21 protein-coding genes are annotated in these 24001 nt (G+C 63.6%); 6 read left to right on the top strand and 15 right to left on the bottom strand.

Annotated elements, in window-relative coordinates; all coding sequences use genetic code 11:
* Positions 1-72: 72 nt before the first annotated feature.
* The 8 genes from D7X99_RS20965 to D7X99_RS20935 form a co-directional block, all read right to left on the bottom strand.
* Entirely contained in the window at positions 73-540 is a 468-nt protein-coding gene (locus D7X99_RS20965) for a GNAT family N-acetyltransferase (RefSeq protein ID WP_121779323.1), read from the bottom strand.
* A 167-nt stretch (positions 541-707) separates the two neighbouring features.
* The gene (locus D7X99_RS20960) at positions 708-1661 is read right to left on the bottom strand and encodes a LuxR C-terminal-related transcriptional regulator (protein ID WP_233613581.1); all 954 of its coding nucleotides are present in this window, start codon (positions 1659-1661) and stop codon (positions 708-710) included.
* A gap of 391 nt (positions 1662-2052) precedes the next feature.
* Complete coding sequence (locus tag D7X99_RS20955; protein ID WP_121779321.1) at positions 2053-2811, bottom strand: DUF5953 family protein; 759 nt, start codon at positions 2809-2811, stop codon at positions 2053-2055.
* A gap of 1 nt (position 2812) precedes the next feature.
* On the bottom strand, positions 2813-3406 hold the full coding sequence (locus D7X99_RS44680) for a DUF6310 domain-containing protein (RefSeq protein WP_346729725.1): 594 nt from the start codon (positions 3404-3406) through the stop codon (positions 2813-2815).
* A 453-nt stretch (positions 3407-3859) separates the two neighbouring features.
* The gene (locus D7X99_RS42380) at positions 3860-4201 is read right to left on the bottom strand and encodes a hypothetical protein (RefSeq protein ID WP_147476206.1); all 342 of its coding nucleotides are present in this window, start codon (positions 4199-4201) and stop codon (positions 3860-3862) included.
* A 19-nt stretch (positions 4202-4220) separates the two neighbouring features.
* A complete protein-coding gene (locus tag D7X99_RS42375) occupies positions 4221-6491 on the bottom strand; it encodes a hypothetical protein (protein ID WP_126933636.1) in 2271 nt (756 codons plus the stop codon).
* Positions 6492-6501: 10 nt separating this feature from the next.
* On the bottom strand, positions 6502-7263 hold the full coding sequence (locus tag D7X99_RS20940; RefSeq protein WP_121761213.1) for a protein phosphatase 2C domain-containing protein: 762 nt from the start codon (positions 7261-7263) through the stop codon (positions 6502-6504).
* Between the two features lie 7 nt (positions 7264-7270).
* On the bottom strand, positions 7271-8125 hold the full coding sequence (locus D7X99_RS20935; protein ID WP_199753713.1) for a vWA domain-containing protein: 855 nt from the start codon (positions 8123-8125) through the stop codon (positions 7271-7273).
* Positions 8126-8409: 284 nt separating this feature from the next.
* On the opposite strand from D7X99_RS20935, the gene D7X99_RS20930 reads away from it, so the two are divergent.
* The 4 genes from D7X99_RS20930 (at position 8410) to D7X99_RS20920 (ending at position 12060) form a co-directional block, all read left to right on the top strand.
* Positions 8410-9573 (top strand): IS4 family transposase, encoded by a 1164-nt coding sequence (locus tag D7X99_RS20930; RefSeq protein WP_121779318.1) that lies wholly within the window; start codon positions 8410-8412, stop codon positions 9571-9573.
* A gap of 315 nt (positions 9574-9888) precedes the next feature.
* Positions 9889-10197 (top strand): hypothetical protein, encoded by a 309-nt coding sequence (locus D7X99_RS20925; protein ID WP_121779317.1) that lies wholly within the window; start codon positions 9889-9891, stop codon positions 10195-10197.
* A gap of 194 nt (positions 10198-10391) precedes the next feature.
* Entirely contained in the window at positions 10392-10631 is a 240-nt protein-coding gene (locus D7X99_RS42370) for a hypothetical protein (RefSeq protein WP_147476205.1), read from the top strand.
* Positions 10632-10860: 229 nt separating this feature from the next.
* On the top strand, positions 10861-12060 hold the full coding sequence (locus D7X99_RS20920; protein ID WP_216671880.1) for a site-specific integrase: 1200 nt from the start codon (positions 10861-10863) through the stop codon (positions 12058-12060).
* Between the two features lie 238 nt (positions 12061-12298).
* Here the strand turns inward: D7X99_RS20920 and D7X99_RS43785 are convergent, their stop codons facing one another.
* Positions 12299-12631: a hypothetical protein gene (locus tag D7X99_RS43785; RefSeq protein WP_233613579.1), complete on the bottom strand. Its 333-nt coding sequence runs from the start codon at positions 12629-12631 to the stop codon at positions 12299-12301.
* A gap of 397 nt (positions 12632-13028) precedes the next feature.
* Here D7X99_RS43785 and D7X99_RS42365 point away from each other — a divergent pair, with 397 nt between their 5' ends.
* Positions 13029-13685: a hypothetical protein gene (locus D7X99_RS42365; RefSeq protein ID WP_147476204.1), complete on the top strand. Its 657-nt coding sequence runs from the start codon at positions 13029-13031 to the stop codon at positions 13683-13685.
* Here D7X99_RS42365 and D7X99_RS20910 read toward each other — a convergent pair.
* The 5 genes from D7X99_RS20910 to D7X99_RS20890 all read right to left on the bottom strand — a co-directional run bounded on the left by D7X99_RS20910 (position 13677) and on the right by D7X99_RS20890 (position 20668).
* The gene (locus D7X99_RS20910; RefSeq protein WP_121779315.1) at positions 13677-15695 is read right to left on the bottom strand and encodes a DNA polymerase I; all 2019 of its coding nucleotides are present in this window, start codon (positions 15693-15695) and stop codon (positions 13677-13679) included. The genes D7X99_RS42365 and D7X99_RS20910 overlap by 9 nt on opposite strands.
* Positions 15696-15780: 85 nt before the next feature.
* Complete coding sequence (locus D7X99_RS20905) at positions 15781-16311, bottom strand: hypothetical protein (protein WP_121779314.1); 531 nt, start codon at positions 16309-16311, stop codon at positions 15781-15783.
* Positions 16312-16443: 132 nt separating this feature from the next.
* Positions 16444-17364 carry a protein kinase gene (locus D7X99_RS20900; RefSeq protein ID WP_199756357.1) on the bottom strand — a complete coding sequence of 307 codons (921 nt, stop codon included), beginning with the start codon at positions 17362-17364 and terminating at the stop codon, positions 16444-16446.
* Positions 17365-17410: 46 nt separating this feature from the next.
* Positions 17411-19273, bottom strand: coding sequence for a DEAD/DEAH box helicase family protein (locus tag D7X99_RS20895; protein WP_121779312.1), 1863 nt, complete (start codon positions 19271-19273; stop codon positions 17411-17413).
* Positions 19274-19285: 12 nt separating this feature from the next.
* Positions 19286-20668, bottom strand: a complete 1383-nt coding sequence (locus D7X99_RS20890; RefSeq protein WP_121779311.1) for a PD-(D/E)XK nuclease family protein — start codon at positions 20666-20668, stop codon at positions 19286-19288.
* Positions 20669-20776: 108 nt separating this feature from the next.
* Between D7X99_RS20890 and D7X99_RS42360 the strand changes: the two genes are divergently transcribed.
* Complete coding sequence (locus D7X99_RS42360) at positions 20777-21505, top strand: hypothetical protein (protein ID WP_147476203.1); 729 nt, start codon at positions 20777-20779, stop codon at positions 21503-21505.
* Between the two features lie 133 nt (positions 21506-21638).
* On the opposite strand, the gene D7X99_RS20885 is transcribed toward D7X99_RS42360, so the two are convergent.
* Positions 21639-23924 carry a VapE domain-containing protein gene (locus D7X99_RS20885; protein WP_121779310.1) on the bottom strand — a complete coding sequence of 762 codons (2286 nt, stop codon included), beginning with the start codon at positions 23922-23924 and terminating at the stop codon, positions 21639-21641.
* Positions 23925-24001 lie beyond the last annotated feature (77 nt).

The following is a 24001-nucleotide window of genomic DNA, read 5'->3' as shown; positions in this document are numbered from 1 at the left end:
GCAGCGTGGCCTGTCGGCGGACACCCGAGTGGACCGGTTTGGCCGAACCGGTGCGGACCGGTTTGGCCGAACTCACCCCGACCGGGTTCGCCGAACTCCGGAGGACCTGTTACGCCGAGCTACGACATCGCTCACGGCCACGAAGCCGAAGCCCTCGTAGAAGCGCTGCAGGTAGGCCTGCGCCCCGATGCGCACGGGCGCGCCCGGAAAGCGCTCGGCGAGGAAGTGCAGGCCGCGCTCGACCAGGTCGCGGCCCTGGCGCTGCCCGCGCAGCGCCGGCGCGGTGACGACGCGGCCGAGGCTCGCCTCGGGGAACTTGAGGCCGGGCGGCAGAGCGCGCAGGTAGGCGCCCAACTGCTCCGTGCCCGGGACGCCCCCGAGCAGGTGGAAGCACTCGGCGTCCAGGCCGTCCGCATCGAGATAGAGGCTCCTCTGCTCCACCACGAAGACTTCGGAGCGCAGCGCGAGCATCCGGTACAGCTCCTCGAGCGTGAGCTCGCTGAAGCGCTTCCACTGCCAGTCGAGAGAAGAGGGGGCCATGGTGTCCAGTCACTTTATCCTCAACTGGGGGCAGTCCCCCTTCTGGGGGAGAGGCAGCCGCCCAATGGCGCGCTACAAGACGCGGGCACGCAGCACTTCGTCGAAAGCACCTTCAGAACCGACTGCGAGGAACGCTCGAAATGCTGAGGGCCGTTCAGGGTTCTTGGTCAGACAGGCATGTTGAGGCGAGCCGCCTGGTAGAGAAGGTCCAAGCGGCCATCGACGCGCAGCGTGGCGAAGATGCTTTTCACGTGGCTCTTCACCGTGTTGCGGGAGATCCCCAGCTCCTCGGCGATTCGCTGGTCGTTCCAGTTGCTGAGCATGCCCATGGCGACAGTGACCTCGGTGGGGGTGAGCTCGCACTTCATCTGCTCAGGGAGCGGGATGGAGTTGGGGAGCTCGTTCATCATGAGGGCCCATTTCCGGGAACCCTCGGGGGCACGCAGTTCGATGAACCGGACCACGCGGGCGCAATTCCCGTGCATGCGGACCCAGGTGTCCTTGCCGAGCCGGGCATCTGGCGTCATGCGCACCAGGGCCTCCAACTGCTCCTTGAGGGGGATGGGAATGCCAGACGAGTGGAGGTCGGAAGGGGCGAACCATTGCTCCAAAAGGACGGCGGCGTTCGGGGAGCGCAGCACCTCGCGGTGGGGTGGTTCCACGACGAGGATGGCGCCATTGGGGCGGCGGTAGAGCTCCTCGAGGATGTTGGCGTAGGTGGCGAGGCCCTGGGTGACACCGCATTTGCGGATGGCTTGGGTCAGGTGCCGGGTGATGCTCGCGAGAGCGTCGGCATTCTGAGCGGAGAACGGCCGTGGCAGGTGTCTATAGATCGCGAGGGCGGCGACGACGCCGGGGCGGATGGTGAGGAGGACGGCCATGATGTGCTCCATGGGCGGCCCCAACTCGATGCTGCGTTGGCGGATGAAACTCCCCTCGAACTTCTTGCGGGACATGAGCTGCGAATCGCGGATGACCCAGTTGGGTCGTTTGAAGATGGGCCCCCGGAAGAAGTCATGTTTGATCACCTCGTCGTACCGCTCGAGGATGGGAAGGCGATGGCCCGGAACGTGCCATTCGTTCCCTGGCGAACGCCCATCCTCCATGAGGCACAGCGCCATGGCGTCGGCCTGCGCGAGTCGGAGGAGGTGGGGCCGGAGTGCCTTGAGGGCTTCATGAAGGCTCAGCGGGTCATGGAGGGCGAGGAGTGCCTCATCCCTGAGCGAGTACTCGGCGGCAGTGAGATTCGGTAGACGGACCATTTGCCCTCCTGGAGTAGGCCACCCCTCGAATTGTACGAGGTGACCTCTCATCCATAGCTACCGACTGAAAACCTGTCCCTCACTCTCCGGAGGGATTGACTGAGCCTGGCCAGGCTCAAGCGCGAGGGCCAATCTGAACGGTTGGAGCAATGGTGCATGACCTCCCGAATGGGAAGGCTACCATCGCAAATGCTCGCGCAGCGGGTCTCTTTCCTACAGCCGGAGTGACGCACCGGGTCCCTGAATCGGGTCAAGGCGCTGCGCGTCCGCCGATCTCGGGGAACCGCTCGTAGGTCCGCTTGAGCGTGTCCAGGTGGGCGGGGTTGTCCAGGTCGAGCGGCGCGTCAGTGAGCTGCACGACCCAGCCGCCCGATGCCGTGCGCCGCGCCCGTGAAAGCAGTTCGGCGTCGCGGGTCGGGTCCGGAAAGCCGAGGGCCTGCGCGGCGGCAGCGGACCAGTAGTTCAGCCACCCGAGGTAATGCGGAATTTCAGGCGAGCGGATGTAGTCAGGAAACCAAAGCGCTGGGAGCCCGCGTGGTGGGACACCCGGCTTACGCACCGGATCAATCGTCTGCTGCGAAATCTCGACGGCCGCGTTGGACGGCGTCGCGCGTCCCCAGAAAGCGCGAGCGCCTTCCCCTATGGCTGCCAGCACATCCGCTCCCGCCGCGATACCGGCTGCGTCCAGGTTCAGCGAACCGTGAACCTCCAAGTGCGGCGGGCTCCCTGCCGCAAGCCCGTTCGGATTCTCCCAGCCGGTAATCGTTACCGGGCGGTTCTCGTCATCGTTGCAAAGGAACGGAAACCCGTTGTCCGCCCTATCTGAAACGACCCATTCGTCGCGGCGAGGCAACGCAAGAAGAACTTCCTTTTCAGAGAGCGTCCACTCTAGCCGCAGACCAGGAAGCGCGCCTTCCATCCCGTGAACGATAGCGAGAGGTCGCCTGTCGTCACCCACGAGCGCAGGCGCATAGACAATGATGCCAAGTTCATTAGGAAGGACCGCCATGTTAGCACCAATTCATGACAACAACCGCGAGGGTGTTGTCCAGCTTCTCGATAGCAGCCTTGTGCGCAGCGCTTCGCACGCCAACAACAAACTTGTATCCACATGCCTCTGCAAGTCTTCTTTCGCGTTGCAGCTCCGGCAGCTTCACTCGTGCAAAAAACTGCTGGGAGCGCAGGTTGTGCTTGTCGAATTCATCAGTCTTGACGTCCCATAGAGTCCGCGTAACGAGCACCAGCGCGTCAAACTGCTTGCCATTAACAAGCACGTCCCAGCCGGGGAAGCTGTTCTGCGGAAGGAGGTCGGCGCAGTCGTTGTGCGGGTCATTGCCGCCACGATGCGGCACTGGGACGGGCCTGCACTCAGGACTGCGCTCGCGCTCCGGTGATCCGGGCGGCACCGGGGGGAGCCAGTCCTGACCCGCTGGCTCGGGCTTCAGCTTGGGCTTGCGTTGCACTTCAGCTTCCCGGGATGCCACCTGCGTTCCTCGTGAGGCCCCAGCTTCCTCGGGGTAGGCGTGCCGCAGCTCATACGCGTCCAGCGCCTCTTTGATGGCGACGCCGACCACCACCACGCCAAGTACGATCACGGCTCCCACGGCAATCTCAGGAGCCGCCAGTACGCAGAACCCGATTCCCACGGCAGCGGCGTCAGCGGAGGCGACCGTGCATCTTCCCGTGGTGTCGTGGAACTCGATCCGGTCATGGTCGAGGGTCCGATAGCACTTCTCTATCAGTACGGGCCAAGGCTGGGACGCTTCGCGGACAACGCACCGCCCGTCGTCAGCCCAGGGCAGTTTCGCCGCTCGAAGGAGGTTGGCAATCCTCGGGTTCTGGGGCACACGCTCTCTTGGGGACGGTGCCGACGTAGCGCACGCGGAGAGGATGAGCAGAATTGCGGCGCAGGCGCGGAATCGCATGGTCACGTTTCTTCAATCGAGCCAGCGAGCCAGCGAGCCATGGGAGCAGGGCTGGCCGCTTGTGGGATACTCAAGGACGAGACGCGGACATTGATGGGGCCTCTAGATTTCGGCGCTTGCAGTCGACGCCCCTTATTTTGCTGGCGCAAGAAATGTGACGATCCAGGCGGAGAATGACCCCCAATTGACTCCACGGAGCGCAATGAATGCGAGTTGATTTTTCGAGATTTCGCCCTGATCGATATCATCTGGAACAAGTGCAGTGTAGGTTTGTTGTGGTGCTTTCGAGTTGTCAGCAATTGTGATTTGCCAGAAGCGCATCGCTCCAGTTCCTCCGCCCCAGGGTTGCTGGTAGACGAACTGGCTGCTGACAAAGACGCTCGCCACGTTGCCGGCGTGCACCTCGATCTTGAGCCGAATGGTGAGGGGTCTGGGCGTCCATTTCGTGACGTAGAATGAGTCGAAGTAGCTCACCCAGGTGTTCAGGGGCCCGTCAGCGGGCGACCAGTCGCCGCATGTACTTCCCAAAGCGCACGGGATCGTATGATGATAAATCTTTACGCATTATCTCTCGGCGATACTGAAGGCGAAAGGCTTCGGCGCGAGCTGCCTGTAGCTTGCTCTCAATTTGGCTGATGGCCTTGTGTGCAATTGAGGAGGCTGCGTCCAACTCCTTCTGGGCCTGAACGAATTCGGGCGCGAATCGATCCCGTACTGCCAAGTCGGCGGCTTTCAAGCTCCCGTCGGCTTGGCGTTCGAGCACAGCAAGGCGCTCTCGCTCGCGCGCTACCTGAACTCGGACAGAATTGATCTCATCAGCGTTCTTTTGCCACATGCGGTCAAGCTCAAGCTCCAAATCAGCATGGAGCTTGGCGTACTTGCCGCGGATGTTCTGGGTGGCGCTCCCATCTAGCTTCGTGGGCATCATGGAGCGAGCCTGGCGCTCGACTGCTTGGCGCCAAATCCAGAGCGCATGCGCTCTGGCAGGACCGATGCCGTGCACGTGTTGCACCGCGTGCGGCGACGAAATGCTCGCGGCCGTGTAGAACCCCGCCATGTCCAATTTGTATTTTAGTGCAGCCTTGACGCCCGGGATGTCTGCATTACCTAGCGTTGCTCGATGCAGCGCGGTGGAGATGAACTGCTTTTGCAAGGCCTGCAGCGCATCGTTCATTTCCGATTGTTCGCTGAGCGTTACTTCTGCGATCCGCTGCTGCAGGCCAGAGATTCGTGCGCCTGAATCCCTTTGGATGATCCCGAGTCGGTCACTCTCAAAGAGGTCCACGGCTCGCTGTTCCTGCGTAATCTGCGCCCGCTCTGACTGGTGCTTTGTGTTATGTCGCTCCAGTTCCTTGGCTTTCCTCTTCTGGATTGTCTCTTCGGCCTTGCGATGTTGCTCGCTCACTACTGTGAACTCACTCTTCACGTGCCTTAATTCATTCGCGAGCGACGCAACGAGTGATTCACCCTTGTGCGCGTCTTTTTTTGCTTCATGAAGATTGCGGCGTGCCTGTGAACGAGCTTGGGCGGCTGGCTCTCGATGATGCTGAAAGAGAAGAAAAAGCACAATAAAGAGCGCGACGAATGGAACAGAGAAGAGCGCTAGTGCAGGTAGCGCCCCACCCAAGACTCCGATTCCGACCACGAGCGCGAAAATGACACTATAGGCCGTTATTACCTGTTCACTGGCCTTGCTCCCAACGAATTGAGCTGACGCTTTCGTGGGGGGCTCAACGAAGTCGAGGACCCAAGAAGCAGGAGCGTCGGCTGGGGTCTGCGATGAGGGAGCAGTTGGCAACCTTGGTGCATGGGCGGACTTATGATCACCCACCCAACTTGGAATGGCACTCGACTGAGATGTTGGCGGTGCGGTCTGAAGCAGATTGCCGTCAAGTGGGGGAACCTGACCGGCAGGAAGAGAGAGCAAAGTCTTGAAGAGCGCGGTGAGCGATCGAACACTTTGCTCTCGGGAGTTCAGGAGCGCGAGCAGTACCTTCGATTTCTCAGGCTCGGAGAAGTCGCGCTTACGAAAGAGCAGGCAGTCGTCGCCGCCTTTGAATTGGTCCCAGAGCTGCGGCTGGCTTGCGAGCGCCAAGATGGAAATGAGAACCACCCATGCGGAGAAGTTGTCGAGGTCCGGGCCAAAGAGGTCACCTCGCTTAGGGTGTTGGTAGTTGTCGTGTCCGCGCTCGTAACTCGTGGAGCCTGCCAACGAAGGCACGAACATTCCGTCATAGTCGATAAGACGCAGTTCACCGCCGACGATGAGGACGTTCCCGTGTTGAAGGTCTCCGTGGGCGATTCCGGACTGGCGCAGTGCCCGAGTCATTTCGACCCACTTGGTCGCCAGTGCAAGCAACGCCTTCGGGGAGCGCAGGTTTCGTTCAATGTGCGACCCAAGAGACTCGCCGTTAAGCCACTCCATCTTCAGGATGGGCAACCACTGGCCCCGTACCTGAATGCCCTTTTCGATGAGTGTGAAGCCCACCGCGTAGCGCAGCTTGGTTCCTTCGAGGTGCCTGCTTATTTCCGCGTAACGCCGCTTCTGGTCGGGGTGGATCGAACGTGTGAAGCAACGTACTGCCCATGACTGCGTGCCGCAGTTCAGCCGGTATACGGTCGCAAAGTTCCCGGACCTTGCTTTAGGGAATGGAAGTGCCGGACTGGTGAGTTCGGGCTGCCCGGATTTCAAATCCGGGTCGCTGAATACTTGGCTTGGATTCTGAACAGCCTCTTGGTACTCGCTATCGGTAGGAAGGGACATTGACGCTCCGTTAGAAAACGTCAATCCGCATCAAGGTCGAGTCGTCGTTCTTGAGCGTGCCTTCCCTGCGCAGTCGCGCAATCATTGCGTCGAAGGCCTCGGCTTGGTCCTTCGTGTTCAGGTCTCGGAGGACACGCCAAGGAGCGCGTCCTGCTTCGTCCTCTGCCATGAACCAACAAGCAAGGGCGTCGGTCATCAGGTACAGCGTATCGCTTGGCTCGCAGGTGCCTTCTGCGATGCGAAGGTGCTCTTCGATAGCTACCGAGTCGCCCAGGTTGCTCGGAAGCAAGAAGGGTGATGAGCCGAACTCAGATGAATGCTCTAGTGGGAAGCGAAACACGACGCGTTCAGCTCGCACTTGCACGAGACAAGAGTCTCCGACTGCTTGGGCGCGCCATGTCGAGTGCTCTTGCCCATCGCGACCAGTCCGAAGGTGCAGGCTTAGGAACGACGCGAACGCCCCATCCTGGGCCTTGACTGCCGCGTACCATGGAAGCTCTTTCCTCCCGACCTCGGCGGCCCATCGAGGGCGTGCGCTAGCCAATAGGCTTGGCACATCCATGGTGTCGTTGGACTCGAAGAACAACGACACGAGCAGTCGTGCCCACACGCCTGAAAACGAACTCTCAGTGGCTCCGTCAGAGATTGCGAAGCGAAAGGAATCGCCGGTTTTGCGCGCCGGTCCCTTCGAAGAAAACGAGTCCTCGTACTCGGCGACCGAACTTCCGGCCTTCTGCACCCAAAAGACTTCTTCGTTGATCTCCACTTCCATGCGTCACCTACCGCAGGTTGCTGGGCCGCGTGCCGATGTTCAGGAACTTGATGACGGCCACCATGTCCGCGTTGAAGACGAAGCCACGAGTACCATCGGAGGTCTTGATACCCTCCTGCTCGGCGGTGGTGCGCATTCCCGGCGTGAGTTGGCTCGACATTTGAAAGAGCAGCTTGGCGAACTGGTCAGGGAGCATCACCTCGGTGTCCGGGAATTCGATCGGCGTGCTCCTCCTTGAGGAGAGATGCACGTTAAGGAAGAGAACCTCTCCGTCGCTGCTTCGGAGCTTTCGAAGAGCTTCGGCGACGGCGGTGGGGTCGCCGTCGGTTGCTTCCCCGTCGGTGATATTCACGACGATGGGAGGAAATGCATCGGGGTGTTGGCGCAGCCATCCTTCCAGAATTTCCTTGGCGCGCGTGATTGCCTGACACATCGGCGTACCGCCATTCGCGACTGGCTCGAACCAGATCGGGAACCTGATCTTCTCCTTCAGAATGCCGCCCGCGCCATCATCGCGCTCGCGGGTGCGCTCGTCGATCCGAGCGGGCGAGTTTCCGACCTCGCTGATAAGCACCGTGTCACGACCCGCGAGCGAACCGCTGAACGCGGAACCGACGCTGGCTCCGTAACCGAGGACGCCGACGTGAAAATAGTCGCGGATGCCCTCCTCCTTTGCGCACTTGATGACCAGGTTCTGAAGGAGTCGGTTTGTTGCATCTGCAACGCCATCAGCCTTCTTCTTTTGCGATTCACCGCTGCCACCGAACGGGTCAGCCATTGATCCCGACTGGTCTACCAAGAACAGCAAGCACGTCGGGTTGCTTCTGCTGATTTCTGCCGAGTAAGCCACGACGACCCCCATGAAGGTTTCCCGCCGAGACGGCTGCGGTCTGGTGAACTTCCCATCAATCAATGGAGCTCTCAAGAGCCGAATGGACGACGTCCGGTACCCGCTTGAGCTACGACTACAGCGAGTCCTCCGCGTCGTTTCCAACAGGAGGCGAAGACGGAATAGCTGGATCGCCAGTCTTCAGGGTGTGCCGGGCACGAGCTGAAGGATCCCCTCATTTAGCGAGTTGATCAGCATACGCTCGCTCGGTAGCTGAGTGCGGCGGAGCTGGCAGTCGGGCAAAGAGTGCATCCACCATGAGGCGCAAGGTGGCCATTGACGCAGAGCAGGTGCGGGCGTTCCTGACGGAAGTGTTCGAGGACGACCTGCACGTCAAACGAATCCTGTCCCTGTCACACGCGACGCTGGGGGCGGTGCAGGCGGCGAGCCTGTCGGTGGCGGCCATCGGCAAGGCCATGGCGTGGGCTCGTGGAGAGGACGTCACGTCCAAGCACGCGGTGAAGCAGGTGGACCGACTGCTTTCGAATGGGGGCTTCGACGTGTGGAGGCTCTTCGCGGCCTGGGTGCCCTTCGTGCTGGCGGAGCGGACCGAGGCCGTCATCGCGCTGGACTGGACGGACTTCGAGCAGGACGACCAGGAGACGCTCGTGGCGAGCCTCATCACCCAGCATGGGCGGGCCACGCCGCTCTTGTGGACGACGCTGGTGAAGTCCGCCTCCGCGGGCAACCGGCAACTGGTGGAGGACCAGACGCTTCAGCGACTGCGCGAGGTGATTGCCTCGGAGGTGAAGGTGACGGTGGTGGCGGACCGGGGCTTCGCGGATGCGAAGTTCTACGCGCTGCTGAGGCAATTGGGCTTCGAGTACGTGGTTCGCTTCCGTGCGGACGTGCTCGTCACGTCCGAGGACGCGGAGACAAAGCCGGGGGCCGAGTGGGTCCCCGAAGGCGGACGCGCGAAGGTGCTCCGAGGCGCACGCGTCGTCACCGCAGCCATGGCGCAGGTGGGGGCCGTGGTGTGTGTGAAACGCAAGGGCATGAAGGACTCCTGGTGCCTGGCCACCAGCCTCACGGAAGCCACGGCACAGCAGGTGCTGGACGTCTATGCTCGGAGGTTCACCATCGAGGAGACGTTCCGGGACGTGAAGGACCTCAAGTTCGGCATGGGACTGAAGCAGGTGCGCGTGAAGACGCCGGAGCGCCGAGACAGGTTGCTGCTCATCAGCGCCCTGGCCCAGGTACTACTGACGCTGCTGGGCGCAGCGGGCGAGGCGCTGGGTTACGACAAGCATTTGAGAGTGAATACGGTGAAGCGGCGTACGCACTCGCTGTTCACCCAAGGCGCCTACTATTTCATGGCCATGCCGCGCATGAGCGATGAACGACTTCGCCCGTTGGTGGAGCGATTCGGGCAACTCGTCCGCGAGCTCGCTGTTTTCCGAGAGGCCTTTGGACTTATCTGATTCAGATGAGGGGATGCTTCAGGGTTGGCTCGTCACGCCTCATCATAGGCAGCACTCTTCTATAGGGGCGTAGTGCGCATGCGGGTTGAGATCCCCGTCCCGCTGGATGCCAGCCCGGTCGAGTGCGTACGTGCACCTGCTTCTCCCCCAGACGAAGTCCAGTGCGAACTCCGGCGAGATGATCCGCTTCACGATCTCCGCTGGACATGACGAGGGGCGTCACTGCTCGTTGTGCTTTACTCAAGGCGCTGATGGCCGGGCGCTCCCCGGCCCGGTGACGCCGACGCGGCGTCTGCTCGTCCCAAAGGACCGACCATGAAGAAGCTGCTCGTAGGAATGATGCTGGCTGTGATTCCGCTCGTGGGCTGTGGAGCGGAGGTCGACGGTCTGGCGGAGCAGGGCCAGATTGTCACCACGGAGGATGGCACCGAAATGGTCATCAAGCATCGCTCGGAGCCAGATATGGCTCAGTCCGGGGATGTGTCCTCCATGGGCGCGTCCTGTTGGGTCGTGCTGGAGTACTGCAAGGACCCGAAAACGGGCCGGCCGAACTGCGCGCAGACCCACTGCACCATGGACGAAGCGGTCACCGCCTGTAAGGCCCTCATCAAGAAGCATTGCTGAGCTGCGCTCCAGCCCCAGGGGCGTGGGCAGGCTCCAATGGGGGTATCCTGGGATGCCATATGTACATTCTGTCTGTGATCTGGGGATCTGCCATGACCCGGCGCATCGAAGTGGGGCTCTGATTGGCCAGTGGGCTCGTGACACGTGCCGCTTCTGCGCGCTCGGCTTCTGCGCGCTCGGCGTCTGCGCGGAGCATGGCCCCAGGGCCGGACGTGGGGGAGACGCCCAGCCCTCCTGTTCGACATCCGGAGGTCCCGCCTGTCCGGCAGCAGCAGCAGGCGGGCTATCGGATGCTCCCCATCGAGAAGCTCGACAACGGCGGGTGGCTGTCAAGGCTCTCGGCGGGGGCAGACAACTCCGCGCTGTCTGGCAATTGGGATGACGTCAAATACTTCTCGGACCTGGCGCTGCTGAAGCGCACGCTCCGCCCCTGACGAACCGCAACGGGAGAGACACCGCGCCATCCAGAGGCTGGAGACGCTTCGGGGCCAGAAAAGACCGAGGCCGGAAACCGCTGGGTCTCAGCGGCTTCCGGCCTTGGTCCTTCAGTGTCCCCGACGGGATTCGAACCCGTGTTACCGGCTTGAAAGGACTATTGCTTCAAGAGTGATAGACTGGATGGTATATGCCTCGGTAACGTCATGGTAACGCCATGGAGGACGAATGGGCGCCAAGTGGGTCGGCAAGTGGGATGGTGGACGCGTTCGTGAGGTGGATGGGCGCCGCGTGTGGGTGATTGAGCGCCGCATCGCAGGGGTACGCAGAGTTCTCACCCTCAGTGTCGCGAGTGAGCGTGAAGCCCTCGCGGAGCTTGCCCTCTTCGAGAGGGATCCACTGGCCTACAAGACGCGCAAGCAAGCTGCCCTGAGCGCAGCTGAGGCAGCTGTGCGGGCTGCATCCGAGGCAGTGGTGCTGACTCCGGACGTCCAGAGAGATTTCCTCACCCATGCGCGGAAAGAGGGGCTCACGGAGGAATACGTCGAGCACATCCTTGGGAACTACCTAGCCCACTGGGGAGTCGCGCTCGCTGGCCGTGACCTACGGGAGGTGACGCTCGCGGAGCTGCGGAAGCTCCTCAAGGGATGGAAGACAGCTGAGCATCACCGGATCGTTGCGCTGAAGGCGTTCACGAAGTGGTTGCGCCAGGACGGGAAGCTGCATCGGAGCAACGACCCCACATTGGACCTGATGGTGCCCCAGGCGAAGCCTGAGAAGAGCGTTCGAGCCAAGGGATACACCATGAAGGAGGTGGAGTCCGTCTATGGCGAGATTCCGAGCCAGCTCCTTCGCGACACAATCTGCATGCGGGCAAAGGCCGCGATGCACGACTCCGAGATTGCCCGTGTGGCGAAGGGCGAGGCCCTCCTGAAGGAGGTGGACGACCCGTGTGGCATTAAGGGCACTGTCACCTTCTTCCACAAGCGAGGGGATCACCACGTCATCAGCCTCGACGCGCAGACCTTCGCAGCCGCCATAAGGCTCCAGGCCCGGAAGAAGCCGCTTACCCGCGCGCCCGCTCTCGTGATGCTCAAGCGAGCAGCGAATCGTCTCCGTGAGAAGTGCGAGTCCGACGAGGAGAAGGAGAAGATCCGGGTCATTGAGCCCGGGGAACTACGCCACAGCTTTTCGAACTGGGCTTCCGAGTACGGTGTCCTGGTGCGGCCCACAAAGCAGGGGCTTCCCGTTGAGGAAGTTGCTGCTGTCATGGGGCACAAGAGCACCAAGACGACGCGGACGTTCTACAAGAGCGTCCAGGTCCCTCCGATGATTGTGCTTCCGCTCAAGCTCGTTCATCACGAGGACCCGTCCATTGCCTTGCGCACGGCGGACTTGAACGCGTCCAACGAGAAGTCGGTGGCCTGAGCCTGCCTACGAGGGCCCCGAGTGCCACCCCCTGGAGTTGCCCGGGGGGCTTCAAGGCACGCGAGGATGGAGTCGAGGCGAACCGTGGTTTTTCGCCCGAACTTGGGAGCGCGATTCAGGCGTCCCTCTGCGAGTAACTCGAAGACACGGGTGCGCTTGCATTGGAGCAACTCCGCCGCGCGCTCCACGGTTACGGCGGGGCCATCGAGTCCAGGGCCGGTTGGTTGCGTGGCCATGGTCACCTCGGAAAGACGCGGCGAGGCGCGAGACGGCCAAGGGCGTGGAGCCCGATGCCGATGGCGTCCCAGACGTTATGGTGGAGGTCCTTTGCGGCTGGCAGTTCGACGCGAAGGTGTTCGGCGGAGTCCAGGCGCTGTTTGATGCGCTCGATGAACGCGTCCGCGTCGAGAGTGCCCTTCCAGTCCCGTGGGAAGACGCTCCGTCGTTCCGTGACGGGCGCCAGTGCTCCGCTGAGCGTGCCGACGACGCCGGCAAGCTGGATGAGGTCGTTCTGGTCGCCCCGCTGGTGTGCGGCGGCGTAGACGCGGGGCAGCTCGATGACGAGTTGCAAGGGCTCGTCCTGGACGCGTGGGCAGAGCCATGCCTGGACGGCGCCGGCCATGGCCGCCCAGGAGGGCAGGGACCGCGCCGCGTGGGCGGGCTCGGGGTTCTTCGGCAACCCTGCGCAGAGAAGGGAGGCTGAGGGAACGTCGAAGAGGGCTACTCCGCAGTGCCGGAGCCCTGGGTCAATGGATACAAGCCTCGTGCAGGGCTTGCCGTCGTTGACAGTTGGATTGGATGTCACCTTGTTGGAATGGGGGCACTTCCAACACGCGGCCAACTCGAAGTAGACTCATGCAATTTGGACCTAAATGCGAGACTATATTTTCATTGATCGTCGGCGCGTTGAAATGATCTTTGGACAGTTCTCGGACCTGCGTTCACGGCGGCCCAGAAGGAGGAGGACCTTGGGGCTCTCAGGAGCAGTCCCAAAGTTCGAGTGGGTTGAGGAGACGTGCGACACTTTGCCGACGGCATACGAGCAGATTGATATGTTAATGGAGATTCTGCAAGAGCGGAATCTCGTGGCTAAGCATCGTCCTCAGCAGTGTCCTGACCGAGAGCGGGATCGGCCGTTTGTTTTCGAGGAGATAAACGCAATCAGGCTCGTCTTCCCTAAGGCGGCGCTTGAGAATCTGCCGGGGTTGAATGAGTTGGCCGTGTGGATCGCAGAGCCAGCCGAGAATGAGTTGAGCCTTGGTCCCTACGACTGGACGGGTTGTTTTCTTTATCTGACGGAGACTTGGTTCGACGAGAAATACAATGGTTCCTTGGTGTCGGGTTGTTCCGCACTTCAGATGATCAAGAACTTCATTGATGGAGGAGTAATTTATCGGCTTTCGTCAATGGGAGAGGAGGCGCTTGGGAGGGGAACATTTCTTCACCCCGTTAAAAAGCTGATTGATTGTGGTGCAATGTCGACAGGTGAAGTGCGGAAGATTTCTTCTTTGTACTTGAAGAGATATTTTACGGATGAGCAGTGTTTTTCGCTCTCGGGTGTCAACTATCGGACGAATGATTTGCTTGGCTACCCTTTGTTTATTGCGAGGGAACTTTCAAGGTAGCGCTTGGTTGCTGCTGGCCTTCCACACCAATAGTCGGCCGAAGGGGTCGCGCACCGTGGCCGCGTCCTTCGACAGCGCCCGCGAGAGGGCGGGCTCCGCCTCGATGGCATCGGCAAGGTCCGGCGTCGTCTCGCGCATGGCCTGCCGCATGATGTGAGCCATGCGCTCGGCGGCGTCGTGCAGTCGGTTGGGGCAGTCCGCGCGCAGCTCCGCCACCAGCTCGTCGTGCACCATGAGGACGAGCCGCGAGCCCCAGAGTGGGGAGCGCCGGGCCGTGTACATCTCGCGGGCAACGCGCCAGGTGGCCAGCTTCGCCCCGACGGCACCGAGGGCCTGAAAAGGCGTGTTGAGCCACTGCGTGTAGCCGCACCCGCCCCGGAGGATGTTGGCCCCGGGAATGAGCACGTCCACCAGCTGCCCGCCGTAGGTGAGGCGGCTGGCGCGCGAGAACAGCTCCCGCTGCTCGGGCCACGCGTCCAGCCACCTGTCGCCGTAGCGCTGGGAGACTTCAACGCACGTGGCGCAGACCATCTTCACCTTGCCCTGGACGCGCACCGGCACGCGCTCGACGCCGCACGCCTCCGCCAACTTGGCCAACAGGCAGAAGCGGACGTCGTCCTTCGCGCGCGCGTGGTAGGCCATGGCACCCGCGCCCATGCCCCCGCCCTTGCCGAAATTGAAGACCTTGGCGAGCGCACGGAAGGACGTGGGCATGGCCTCCTTCGCCTTCACTCGCGGCAGCAGGGCGGCGTAGCTCTCGCCCAGGAAGGTCGCGGCGGCGGACGTGTGGACGTCTTCCTTGGCGAGCAGCGCCTCCGCCATCCGCGACCAGCCCACGTCCCAGATGGCTCGCTGGGCCATGGTGCGCAGCTCCAAGCCCGCGTAGTCCACGGAGCAGTAAACGAAGCCTGGGCGGGCCTCGTGGCACTCGCGGACGCCGCCTTTCTGGGGAAGCTGCTGGTAGTCGCTAGAGACGCGCGTCGTGGAGACGAGGACGTTGAAGCGCGGGTTGAGCGGCACCGCGACGCCAGCCTCCAGCTTGCCCAGGTAGGTGGAGCGGTACTTGTCCACCTTGCCGGCCTTGCCCAGCTCCTCCAGCAGCTGGTCGCCCGAATCGAGGAGCGTGTCTCTGTCGGTGGCAACCTGTCCGTCCGGGAATCGCTCCGAGGGCGAGGTGACGGGCGGCATGCCGTTGTAGGCGGCGGAGACGAGCGCGGAGAGGCGCTTCGAGTCCTTGGAACCGTCGGGCCGGAAGATGCCCGCCGCGAGGAAGCGGGCGCGGTTGGCGCTCCACTCCGCCTCCACTCGCTGCCGTAGATCCGCGACGCGTGTGCCATCGGTGCGCAGGCCCCAGATGGAAGCGAAGTGCAGGGCCAGCGCGGCGCGGACCTGGTCGGCCTCCGCGTGGAGGTTGCCGCCGTTGGGAACCGTGGCCGCGACGCGTTCCTGGGCGAGGTGGACGTCCAGGGTGAAGCGGGCGTCCCGCTTCGGATAGGCCACGGCGGCGGTGGGCCACTGCTCCACCAGCACGCCTTCGAGTTCCGCGTAGCGCAGGCGCCATGCATCCGGAGCTTTCTTCTCCGCGCTGATGTCGAGCCCCAGGTGGCGCTTCACCAGCAGGGAGAGCGGATAGCGGGCGCCCTCGTCGTCGCCCAGCTGGCGGCCCGTCTCCGGGTCCACGCCGTGCAGCCCTCGGGCGATGTCGATGAGGGCCTCGCGGATGGCGACGTCGTGCAGGCGACCAGCCTCCGCCGCGTCGAAGACGGCGTCCACGAGCCGCGCATCATCCGCGCACATCACGCCCAGGTCGTAGGAGAGGTTGGCGCCCGTCAGGTGGATGCTCGGGGAGGAGAGAGCATCTCGGAACCAGTCACGCGCCTGGGCTGTGGAGAGAAGGCGCTCGCTGCCCGGTTCCGCATGCGCGAGAGAGGCGCAGACGAGCGGCGGTGCGAGGAGCCCGGGTTGAATCAGGTGCGTCTCGGTGTCGAAGCTGAAGAGGGAGGTGGGCACAACACGAAGAGGCCCGTGTCGTGGGCCAGCCGTGGCGGTAGGGGAGTCGCGCCAGGTACTCAGCAGCGTTGGGGGAGGGGACTGCTCAGGCCAGGGCGGCGGCGAGAGCCGGCAGCTTCGCCTCGGCGCGCTTCGCCTCAATCGCCGCCAACTCGTCGTCCGTGGGGCTGACGGTGCTCCAGCGGTAGCCCTCGATGACCTTCCCTGGCTTACCGTCCTTCTCGGGCAGCGTCTTGGGGAAGACCTCGCAGTCGATGAGGAGGAAGGCCCCGGCCTGCTTGTCGCCCGTGAACTTGGCGAGCTGCTCCAGGGACAGCTCCTGCTCCTCGGCGCCGACCAGGGCCATGACGAAGGCCTTGAAGCGTCCGCCGCCGTTCTTCTTCGCGTCGGAGAGGTTCTCCACGTAGGAGGCCACAATGCCGATGCGGCTGGGCTCGCTGGCGGGTTGCGTCCGCTCGGCGGACACGACCTTCAGCTCAGCGATGGCGGACAGACCCTTGAAGCCGTCCTTGGTGCGGATGGACTGCACCTCCAAGCGGTAGCGGCCAGCCTTGAGGTACTGCGCGCCCAGCGCCGCCTGGGCGCTGACGATTCGCGAAAGTGCTGCGTTGCTCATCTCTCGTTGCTCCCATTGAGTGGGACGTCGGAAGGACGTCCTCACCTGCTTCAATGGGGGCAATTTCTGGGCGTGGCCTGACGGTGAACGGGCCGGCGCTAGGGTTTCAATAAAGCGACAATGAATGCCGGCCTATTTTCTACTTGATTGACTGAAGGCAGAGTGGGCTAGCGGATCGCTTCTGGTGACCTGGGCGATGTTGTTGAGGTCGCGCCAGAATTCAAGGGCAGTTTGTGTCCGCTTTTGGGTGTGGCGCCGAAGTGCTTTCGCAATGGCGGGTCCATAGGGGGATGCAAGGGATTCAGCCATTATGCGAGGAGCCCCCGCTAGAACTTCTTCGCGCGTAAAGCTAAGCACACGGCCTTGGAGGATGGTCAGAAACAACAAGCCTGCGTGGTAGATGTCGACCAATCGGCTGATGGTTCCAAACTGGAGAGGATCAAGGGCCTCGGGAGGCCGCATCCAGTCCGCAAGAACGGTGTTTACTTGGTCTATTTCGTCCTCAAGGCGGCTGATTCCGAGATCACCAACCTTGAATACGGTTGCGGGTTGGCTTGATTTTACTACCTCGTCCGGAATGAACGAGATGAAGATGTTCTGGTAATGAAGGTCCTTGTGCGCATACCCCTGATCATGAATGAAATCGACTCCCTGTAGGATGCATCTGGCGATTGGGAGAATCCATAGATGCCCGTTGAAATTGGCTCCATCCATGAGGTTCTTCAGAGTTAGCGCACAGCGCTCCATTATAATGTAGAAAGTGTCGTTGTATTCGAATACGTCGTAGACATAGGTTATGTTTGGATGCCTCATAAGGATTAGGTTCTTTGCCTCATGCATCCATCGCCGTTTAACCTCTTCGTAGGACTCCTTCTTGGGAGTGATTATTTTTGCTGCAAGATGGTTGCCCCAGTCGTCAATGCATTCATAGACACTTCCGAAGTGTCCTTGTCCTACTGCTTGTCCCATGTAGTATGTTCGGTCATTGTTTGTGACTTGTTGTCCAGGGTAGGGCGGGCGGAAAACACGGTTCGAATTGCTGTCGGCTGACACGGCGCTTTCTTGCTCCTGTGGGGGGCTCTTTTGTGAGCAGTCTAGTCTAAGACAATGGAGGACAACAAACGGGCCGGGGCAACAAGTTTGTCCCCATAAGAAGCTTTTGCGGCTGCCCGTCCGTCTGTTGGATGAACAGCGCCCGCTCTTGCGCCGTCGTGAATGCTGCCGCGTAGTCCTGCGTGTGGAGGCACACCTCCACCTCGACACACGCAGCCTGTTGCCCAGGTCGATGCGTGCGCGCGAGGAGCTGTTCCCAGAGGGCGCCGTCCGAGGGAGGCGTCACCACGAGGTTGCGGCAGAACTGCTGGAGGTTCTTCCCTGTCGCGTGGGCCTTGATGCTCGCAACGATGGAGCGCCGCCCGCTCTCCTGGAGGATGGCTTCGGATGCGGTCTGGCCCCCGCCGTAGAACGGAACGCCAGCAGCCCGAGCGATCCGTTCCCCCAGCTCCGGGAACTCCACCCAAACGATACCCACCTGGGTCCGTGCCCACTCCGCCGCGTCCTGCACGAGGAAGTCCGACACCCACACGGCCTGGGGCTCGGGCTGCACCGCGTCGTGAATCTCCGCCCAGTCCAGCCACGTTGCCGCCTGCCACACCGGCATGTCGCCCTCGTAGGGCGGCACCATGTGTGCGCGAATGGCGGCCTTGGTGAGCAGCCCTGGCGAGTCCAGGTGCTCGCGCCGCTCACCCTTCAGCTCCTCCCACACCTCCTTGTTCCAGGCCTTCCGCTTCGCGAACCACTCCTCGATCAGCTCTGGAGGCTCGCCCCTGGGGTAGCGCCAGCGATGGTAGAAGCCGGCTGATAGCTGCCGGGCGCAGGCCATGGCCTGGAGCTGCTCCTGGAACTGCTCCCCATCCGGACGCTCGCCACCGTGCGCCAGCTCGATGAGCGCCAGCAACTCGGCGGGCACCGGCCCCGGGTAGCGCGGGCGGATGATGAGGGGCTTGTCCAGGGCACTCTCGTCCGTGGCGACAACGCCGCGCGTGTCGTTGCGGCGGCGCCGGAAACCTTCGCGTACGTGCTCCTCGGGCTCGCACAGCCGTTCCAGCGCGCCAGGTGGGGCAATCACCTTGCCCGGGTCCAGAGCGGTGCCCCATTCCTCCACAACGTGGTGGGCCAGCGGCAATGGCGAGCCCTCGCGTAGCGCCAGCCGCGACAGGTGCGCGTAGTCCTTGATGCTCTTGGACGCGAAAGTGCCGGACAGGGCCACGAGCCGCGTCTCCGGACGCTTCTCGAAATAGCGGAGGAATCGCCCGGTGCGCGAGGCCTTCGGGTCCTTGAGGTTGTGTGCCTCGTTGAGGATGACGAGGTCCGGGCGGATGCGCTCCAGCAGGTCCGTGGCCTCCTGGCTGGAGAGCTTGTTGTAGGTGATGACGTGCAGCACCGGCAGCCCAGGCCGGAACCAGCGTCCGCCCGCGAGGTTGGGCAAGCGCCAGTGCGCGCCGTAGTAGTCCCACTCCGCCGTGAACTGGGGCAGCAGGTTGGCGGGGATGAAGAGGCAGGCCACGCGGCAGGCCGGCATCACCATGGGCATGAGGAAGGTGGTCAGCTCCTTGCCGTGGCCCGTGCCGATGGGGCCCAGCAGCCCGCCCACGCGGGACGCCTCCAGCAGCGCCAGGGCCTGGACGCGCCGCAGCCGCGTGGGGCATGGACGGGCAGGGGACATGGCCGCGCAGCCACAGGGGCCTGCAGGGGCGCGCAGCTGGGCCTCCAGCGCCTCGACGCCCGCTGCCGTGTAGGACGCGGCCAGGTCGCGGCGGGGTAGGGTGAGGATGCGGGCCAGGTCCGAGGACCAGCCCACGGGCGAGCGGCCGGTGCGCGAGTAGTTCTCGGCGACCTGGGGCACGTCGCCCGGAGGCGGGGACGGCGGCTGGGTCACGCCAAGGCGCTGGAGGAGCTTCACGGGCGGCCCTCGCTACCGGACACCCCGGACGAAGTGCCCCGTGCCGCACAGCGGCTCCAGGGCCTCCACCGCGACCTGCATCAGCTCGCTGCCGGCCACGCCCAGGGCGGCGTAGGTGCCGGGTTCGGGGGGCTCAGCGCGGATGGTGGCGGCCAGGACGCCCTTCCACTTCCCATAGGCCAGGGGCGAGTCGTTGGGGGCGACGCGGATGTCCACGACGCCGCACTCCTGCTCAATCCTCGCCACCATGCGGCCCACGTAGCCGGCGAGTGGCTCGACGGGGCAGTTGGGCACGCAGTCCACGAAGAGGGACAGGCTGGCCTCGGCGGGCTGCGTGGGGGCGCCGGCGCGGGCGGCCTCCATCTCCGCCTTCGTCCGGCGCTTGCGGCGCGGGGCCTCGTCGCTGGCCACCGGAGCGGGCGTCTCGGGCGCGGGGATGGAAGCCAGCGCCGGATTGCTCTTGGGCGCGTCCGGAGGCAGCACCGCCGCCAGCTCCAGCTTTGGAGCGGCCTGGGCGAGCGCGGGCGGCGTGGGAGCCACCACAGGCGCGGACGCGGCGGGCTGCACGGGCGGAGTCTGGGGCTTCAGGATGCGATCCATCAGGGCCATGGTCTTGCTTCCTTGCGACTGCGAGTTGAGGCACTGCGCCTGGAAGGAGCACCCGCCGTATTTCTGGCAGGCGCTCCAAGTGGGTTTGACCTGGCTGGGGGACGTGGTCCGCGCGACGTCGCGCATGCGGCGCGCCAGCGGCTCGACGTGCGTGTGCCACTCGTCGCGGATGTGCTCGACGCTGACGGTGGTGACGACGGAGCGGGCGAGCTTCGCGCCGTGGGTTTGGAAGTAGAGGTGCTCCAGCTCCAGCTGCTTCAGTCCCGGGAAGCGCTCAGCGGCGAGAACGGCCCAGTAGCCGTAGCCCACCATCTGGATGCCGGCGTCGTGGGCGGCAGAGGCGAGCTGCTCGGGCGCGGCGGCGTAGCTGGCGATGGACTTCGTCGTCTTGTGGTCCGTGACGCGCAGTACGCCCTCGGTGAGGCGTCGCGGATTGACGAGGTCGATGTAGCCGGTGAGCGGGATGCCATCCGCGAAGAGCGGGGAGGGTTGGCCGAAGTGCTCCTCTACGAGGAGAGCCGCCCCTGGCGCGGGCAGGAGGTGCTTGCCGGCCGCCGCGAAGGGGCCCAGCACGTCCTGGCCCGTGCGCAGAAAATGCTCAAGCTGGGCGTGGACTGCGGTGCCAAGCTCCCGGGCCTTGAGGGGCCGCTCAGGCAGCCGGAGGACTTTGGCGAAGAACCACGCGCGCTCGCAGAGGGCGAACTTCCGCAACTGCGAGACGGACAGGTGTCGAAGGACGCCGCCTTCAATGGCGTGGGACTCCGGTGCTTCGCGGGCGGGGCTCACCCCCCATTCAATGGGGGCAATTTTCAGCGGTGGCTGTGTCTTTGCGATCTTCTGCCTTGGGATGGGGCCCGTAGTAGGTATGCCTGCCTCCCCCTAAGGGGTATGGTGTTGTCGCTGGCCGCCAAGCTAGGCTGGTCAGCTGGCTCAATGCATAAAGGGGGATTTGACTTGCAAACTTCAGATGTCTCAAATCTGGCTGCATTGCTTCAGGCGTTGTCGAATTTGGGTTCGTTCCTTGGTGGAGTGTTCTCTGTTGCGGCGTTTGCTGTTGCGGTGTGGGGCTTCAAGCAAGCCATCCCAAGAGAGCTGGAAAGAATCAGGCACACAAAAAGAGCAGAGCGTCGTGCAGAGGTTGCCGAGACAGTTTGGTCGGCTTCCTTCAGATTGTTGCTAGCCCTTCGCGGCATGACGGATCCTTCAGTCGTGGTGAGTAGGGATGAGGCGAATAGAGCAGAGCGAGAGAAGATGTCGAAGGGAGACAGTTATTTGGCGGCCAAAACTTCACAGCGGCGCATCATGTATGAGGCCGCCAATGCGCTCCTTGATGCTTGGGCTTTGGCTGATTTGCACTTTGAAAAATCACTAATCGAACCTGTTGAGCGGCTCTGGAAGGTCCGGGCGGATGTTATTGTTGATGAGTCAATGTATGTCATGGAGCTTAATCACGCGGGCTCAGTGCCAGATGCCTGGAAGAGATTGTTTGAGGACGATGTGAAGAAGATTGACGAGTGTGAGCAGGAACTGAGGCGCCGACTCGGGCCGGTTGCGCTACATGATTTGGAGCGTGGTGCTGTGCCTGCCTCGCATGAGGCAGTGCCGCAGAGACTTGCTAGCTAGGCGCAACCGAGGCGCTCCCTGTTGATATCTGGGGATAAATGGATGGACTGCGGTGAATGTTGCATCCACGGTGAATTGGTTCTTCCGCTATAGGGCTCGCCCTCAATGGGACGGGCGAGCCCCATCAGTAGCTTCATTCATCGGCGAATTGGGCTCCCGTGATGACGCGCGCGGGCGCTCGCTCCTCGGGCGCGGTGCGCAGCGCCTCCGGCACCACCCAGACGCGCCGCCGAACGGTGGCCACGCTCTGGATGCGCTTCCGGAAACCGAGGTCGCGAAGGACGCTGGCGATCTCCCTGTCGGTCGCCGCGTTCAGGTTGCCCTTCAGGACGCCCAGGGCCTCCTCCGCCACGGTCAGGAGTGGCACGTCCACCGGACGCCGCGAGGGCGGCATGCGCAGGAGCCACTGGACGATGGCGTCTCGCTTCCCGTCATTGGGCGTTTCGCTGCGCTCCTTCGCCTGGGACTCGGCACGAGGGATTTCCTCCTCCGACAACCACCACTTCTCGTCCTGGTGGAAGCGCGCCACTGCCTCCCCCCAGAGTTGCGCGCGGTCCGCCTTTAGCGCCTCGATGTCGATGGACGTGCACCGTACCGGCCACCAGCGCCGGTAGCCGCTCGGGTCGTTGCGCAGGTACTCCTCGCTGTTGGTGGTGCCGACGAAGACGCACCGCCGCGCCGTACGTACCGTGACGCGCCCATAGGGTGGCCGGTAGGTATCCTCGCTGCGTGACACGTAGGCCTTGAGTGCCTGCACGTCAGCCGCGCGCCGGACGGCGTCCAGTTCCGCCAACTCGATGATCCAGAACTGCGATGCGAGCGCGGCAGAGTCCTTGTGGCCGATGTCCAACGTCGCGTCGCTGAACCACTCTCCCGCCAGAACACGGAAGGCTGTGGACTTCCGGAGCCCCTGGGCACCTTCCAGGATGAGCACCGTGTCCACCTTGCAGCCCGGACGGAGCGCCCGTGCCACGGCGCTGATGAGCCACTTGGGGCCGATGGTGCGCAGGTGCGCCACGTCGCCCGTGGCGCCCAGGTAGCGCTCCAGGAAGGTGTCGATGCGCGGCCTGCCGTCCCAGACGAGGCCCTCCAAGTAGTCCCGGAGCGGGTCGTAGGCGTTGGCGTGGGCGACCTGGCGGAGGACGTCGCGCACCTGGGCGGGGCGGGGCATGAGGCCGAGGCGCCCGTAGCTACTGCCCTGGACCCAGACGGCTATCTCCGTGTCCAGGTCGTCCTGTCGCACGTCCGCGCGCAGGGGGCTGTCCGTGAACTCGATTTCCTTCGAGGTCTCGTTGAATCGCAGCGTGCCCCGCCATTCAGGTGAGCGCAGCAGCACCATGGACAGGTTGGCCTCGCAGTTGCGCAGCTTCTTCTCCCCGTCCCGCGTCTCGTAGGTGAGCAGCTCCTTGCCCCAGGCCTCCGGCGTCTCCAGTCCCTCGTCTACGGGAGGCAGCTTCTCGGCGGACGTCGGTGCCCCCAGGGGCTTGCCCAGCAGGGCCACGAGGTCGTGGTTCGCCGCAAGCCGCTTCACGTCGCGCTCCGCCTTGCGTGCGCGGGCCCGGTGCAGCTTCTTCAGTGCCTCCGCCACCAGGTGCTCCGTGCCCTGGCCCCAGTCCGTCGCGGCGAAGCACGGGCGTAGCAGCTCCACGATGGCCGTGTCTGGCGTGTCGTTGGGCAAGCAGAAGGCCACGGTGCTCATGAGCTGCTGCAGGGACGTGTCCTGGCTGCCGCGCGGAGCCAGCGGCTCGCCGCGAAGCGCCCGGCCCACGAGCGGCTTGTTTTCCGGACGCGCATGGCGGCGCAGCAGCGTGGCCAAGTGCTGCATGTCCACGGTGGCCAGCGGCGGCGCCGGCGCAGTGCTCGCGCGTGACGACGCCAGCAGGGCATCCACGTCCAGGGGCTTGCCCTGCGCGCTTTCCGCGAAGCACTCGGCACCCTCGGGCGCGTCGGGCAGGTAGTAGAGCCGCGACAGGTCCTTTGTGGCTGGATCCGCCGGTATGCGCAGCATGGCCAGGGCGGCGGCTCGCACGGCTGGCCACTCGCGCGGCAGCACCGGGCGGCTCAGCGGCATAACGAGCCGCATGCAGAAGTCTGGTGGCCGGTGGCTGTGCGTGGTGTGCAGGGCGTAGGCGTAGCCGTCGCGCTCCAGCACTTCGAGCGCCGCCAGTTGCTCCGGCGTCAGATGGTCCAGGTCGAAGACGGCAAGCGTGATGGCGTGCACGAAGTCGTTGCCGCGTCGCTCGCCGATGTCCACGGGGCTCCAGGCGGGGCCGTTCTTCGCTGGGCACCGGCCAGGGCAGGGCGTCTGCGGGCATTTGCTGCGGCGATGCGTGGTGAGCAGTGCGCGCAGCCGCGTCCAGTCCCAGTCCTCGACGCGCGGCGTGTTGTCCTGGGCGGATTCGTAGAATGCGACTTTCATGGGTGATGTGTGCTCCAGCCTCGCGGCAGCGGGCGCGCCCAGCACGGACGACGCCCTTCGCTGTCTCAATGGGGGCA

Origin of the sequence: Corallococcus sp. AB032C (assembly GCF_003668935.1) — a bacterium.
Taxonomy (GTDB): Bacteria; Myxococcota; Myxococcia; order Myxococcales; family Myxococcaceae; genus Corallococcus; species Corallococcus exiguus.
Note: the sequence above shows the minus strand (reverse complement) of the source record. Positions and strands in the feature narration are given on the sequence as shown.

Coding starts and splice junctions, on each gene's coding strand:
- D7X99_RS20965 (WP_121779323.1), bottom strand. CDS start 540: ATGGCCCCCTCTTCTCTCGACTGGCAGTGGAAGCGCTTCAGCGAGCTC.
- D7X99_RS20960 (WP_233613581.1), bottom strand. CDS start 1,661: ATGGCGCTGTGCCTCATGGAGGATGGGCGTTCGCCAGGGAACGAATGG.
- D7X99_RS20955 (WP_121779321.1), bottom strand. CDS start 2,811: ATGGCGGTCCTTCCTAATGAACTTGGCATCATTGTCTATGCGCCTGCG.
- D7X99_RS42375 (WP_126933636.1), bottom strand. CDS start 6,491: ATGTCCCTTCCTACCGATAGCGAGTACCAAGAGGCTGTTCAGAATCCA.
- D7X99_RS20940 (WP_121761213.1), bottom strand. CDS start 7,263: ATGGAAGTGGAGATCAACGAAGAAGTCTTTTGGGTGCAGAAGGCCGGA.
- D7X99_RS20935 (WP_199753713.1), bottom strand. CDS start 8,125: ATGGGGGTCGTCGTGGCTTACTCGGCAGAAATCAGCAGAAGCAACCCG.
- D7X99_RS20930 (WP_121779318.1), top strand. CDS start 8,410: ATGAGGCGCAAGGTGGCCATTGACGCAGAGCAGGTGCGGGCGTTCCTG.
- D7X99_RS20925 (WP_121779317.1), top strand. CDS start 9,889: ATGAAGAAGCTGCTCGTAGGAATGATGCTGGCTGTGATTCCGCTCGTG.
- D7X99_RS42370 (WP_147476205.1), top strand. CDS start 10,392: ATGGCCCCAGGGCCGGACGTGGGGGAGACGCCCAGCCCTCCTGTTCGA.
- D7X99_RS20920 (WP_216671880.1), top strand. CDS start 10,861: ATGGGCGCCAAGTGGGTCGGCAAGTGGGATGGTGGACGCGTTCGTGAG.
- D7X99_RS20905 (WP_121779314.1), bottom strand. CDS start 16,311: ATGAGCAACGCAGCACTTTCGCGAATCGTCAGCGCCCAGGCGGCGCTG.
- D7X99_RS20885 (WP_121779310.1), bottom strand. CDS start 23,924: ATGAAAGTCGCATTCTACGAATCCGCCCAGGACAACACGCCGCGCGTC.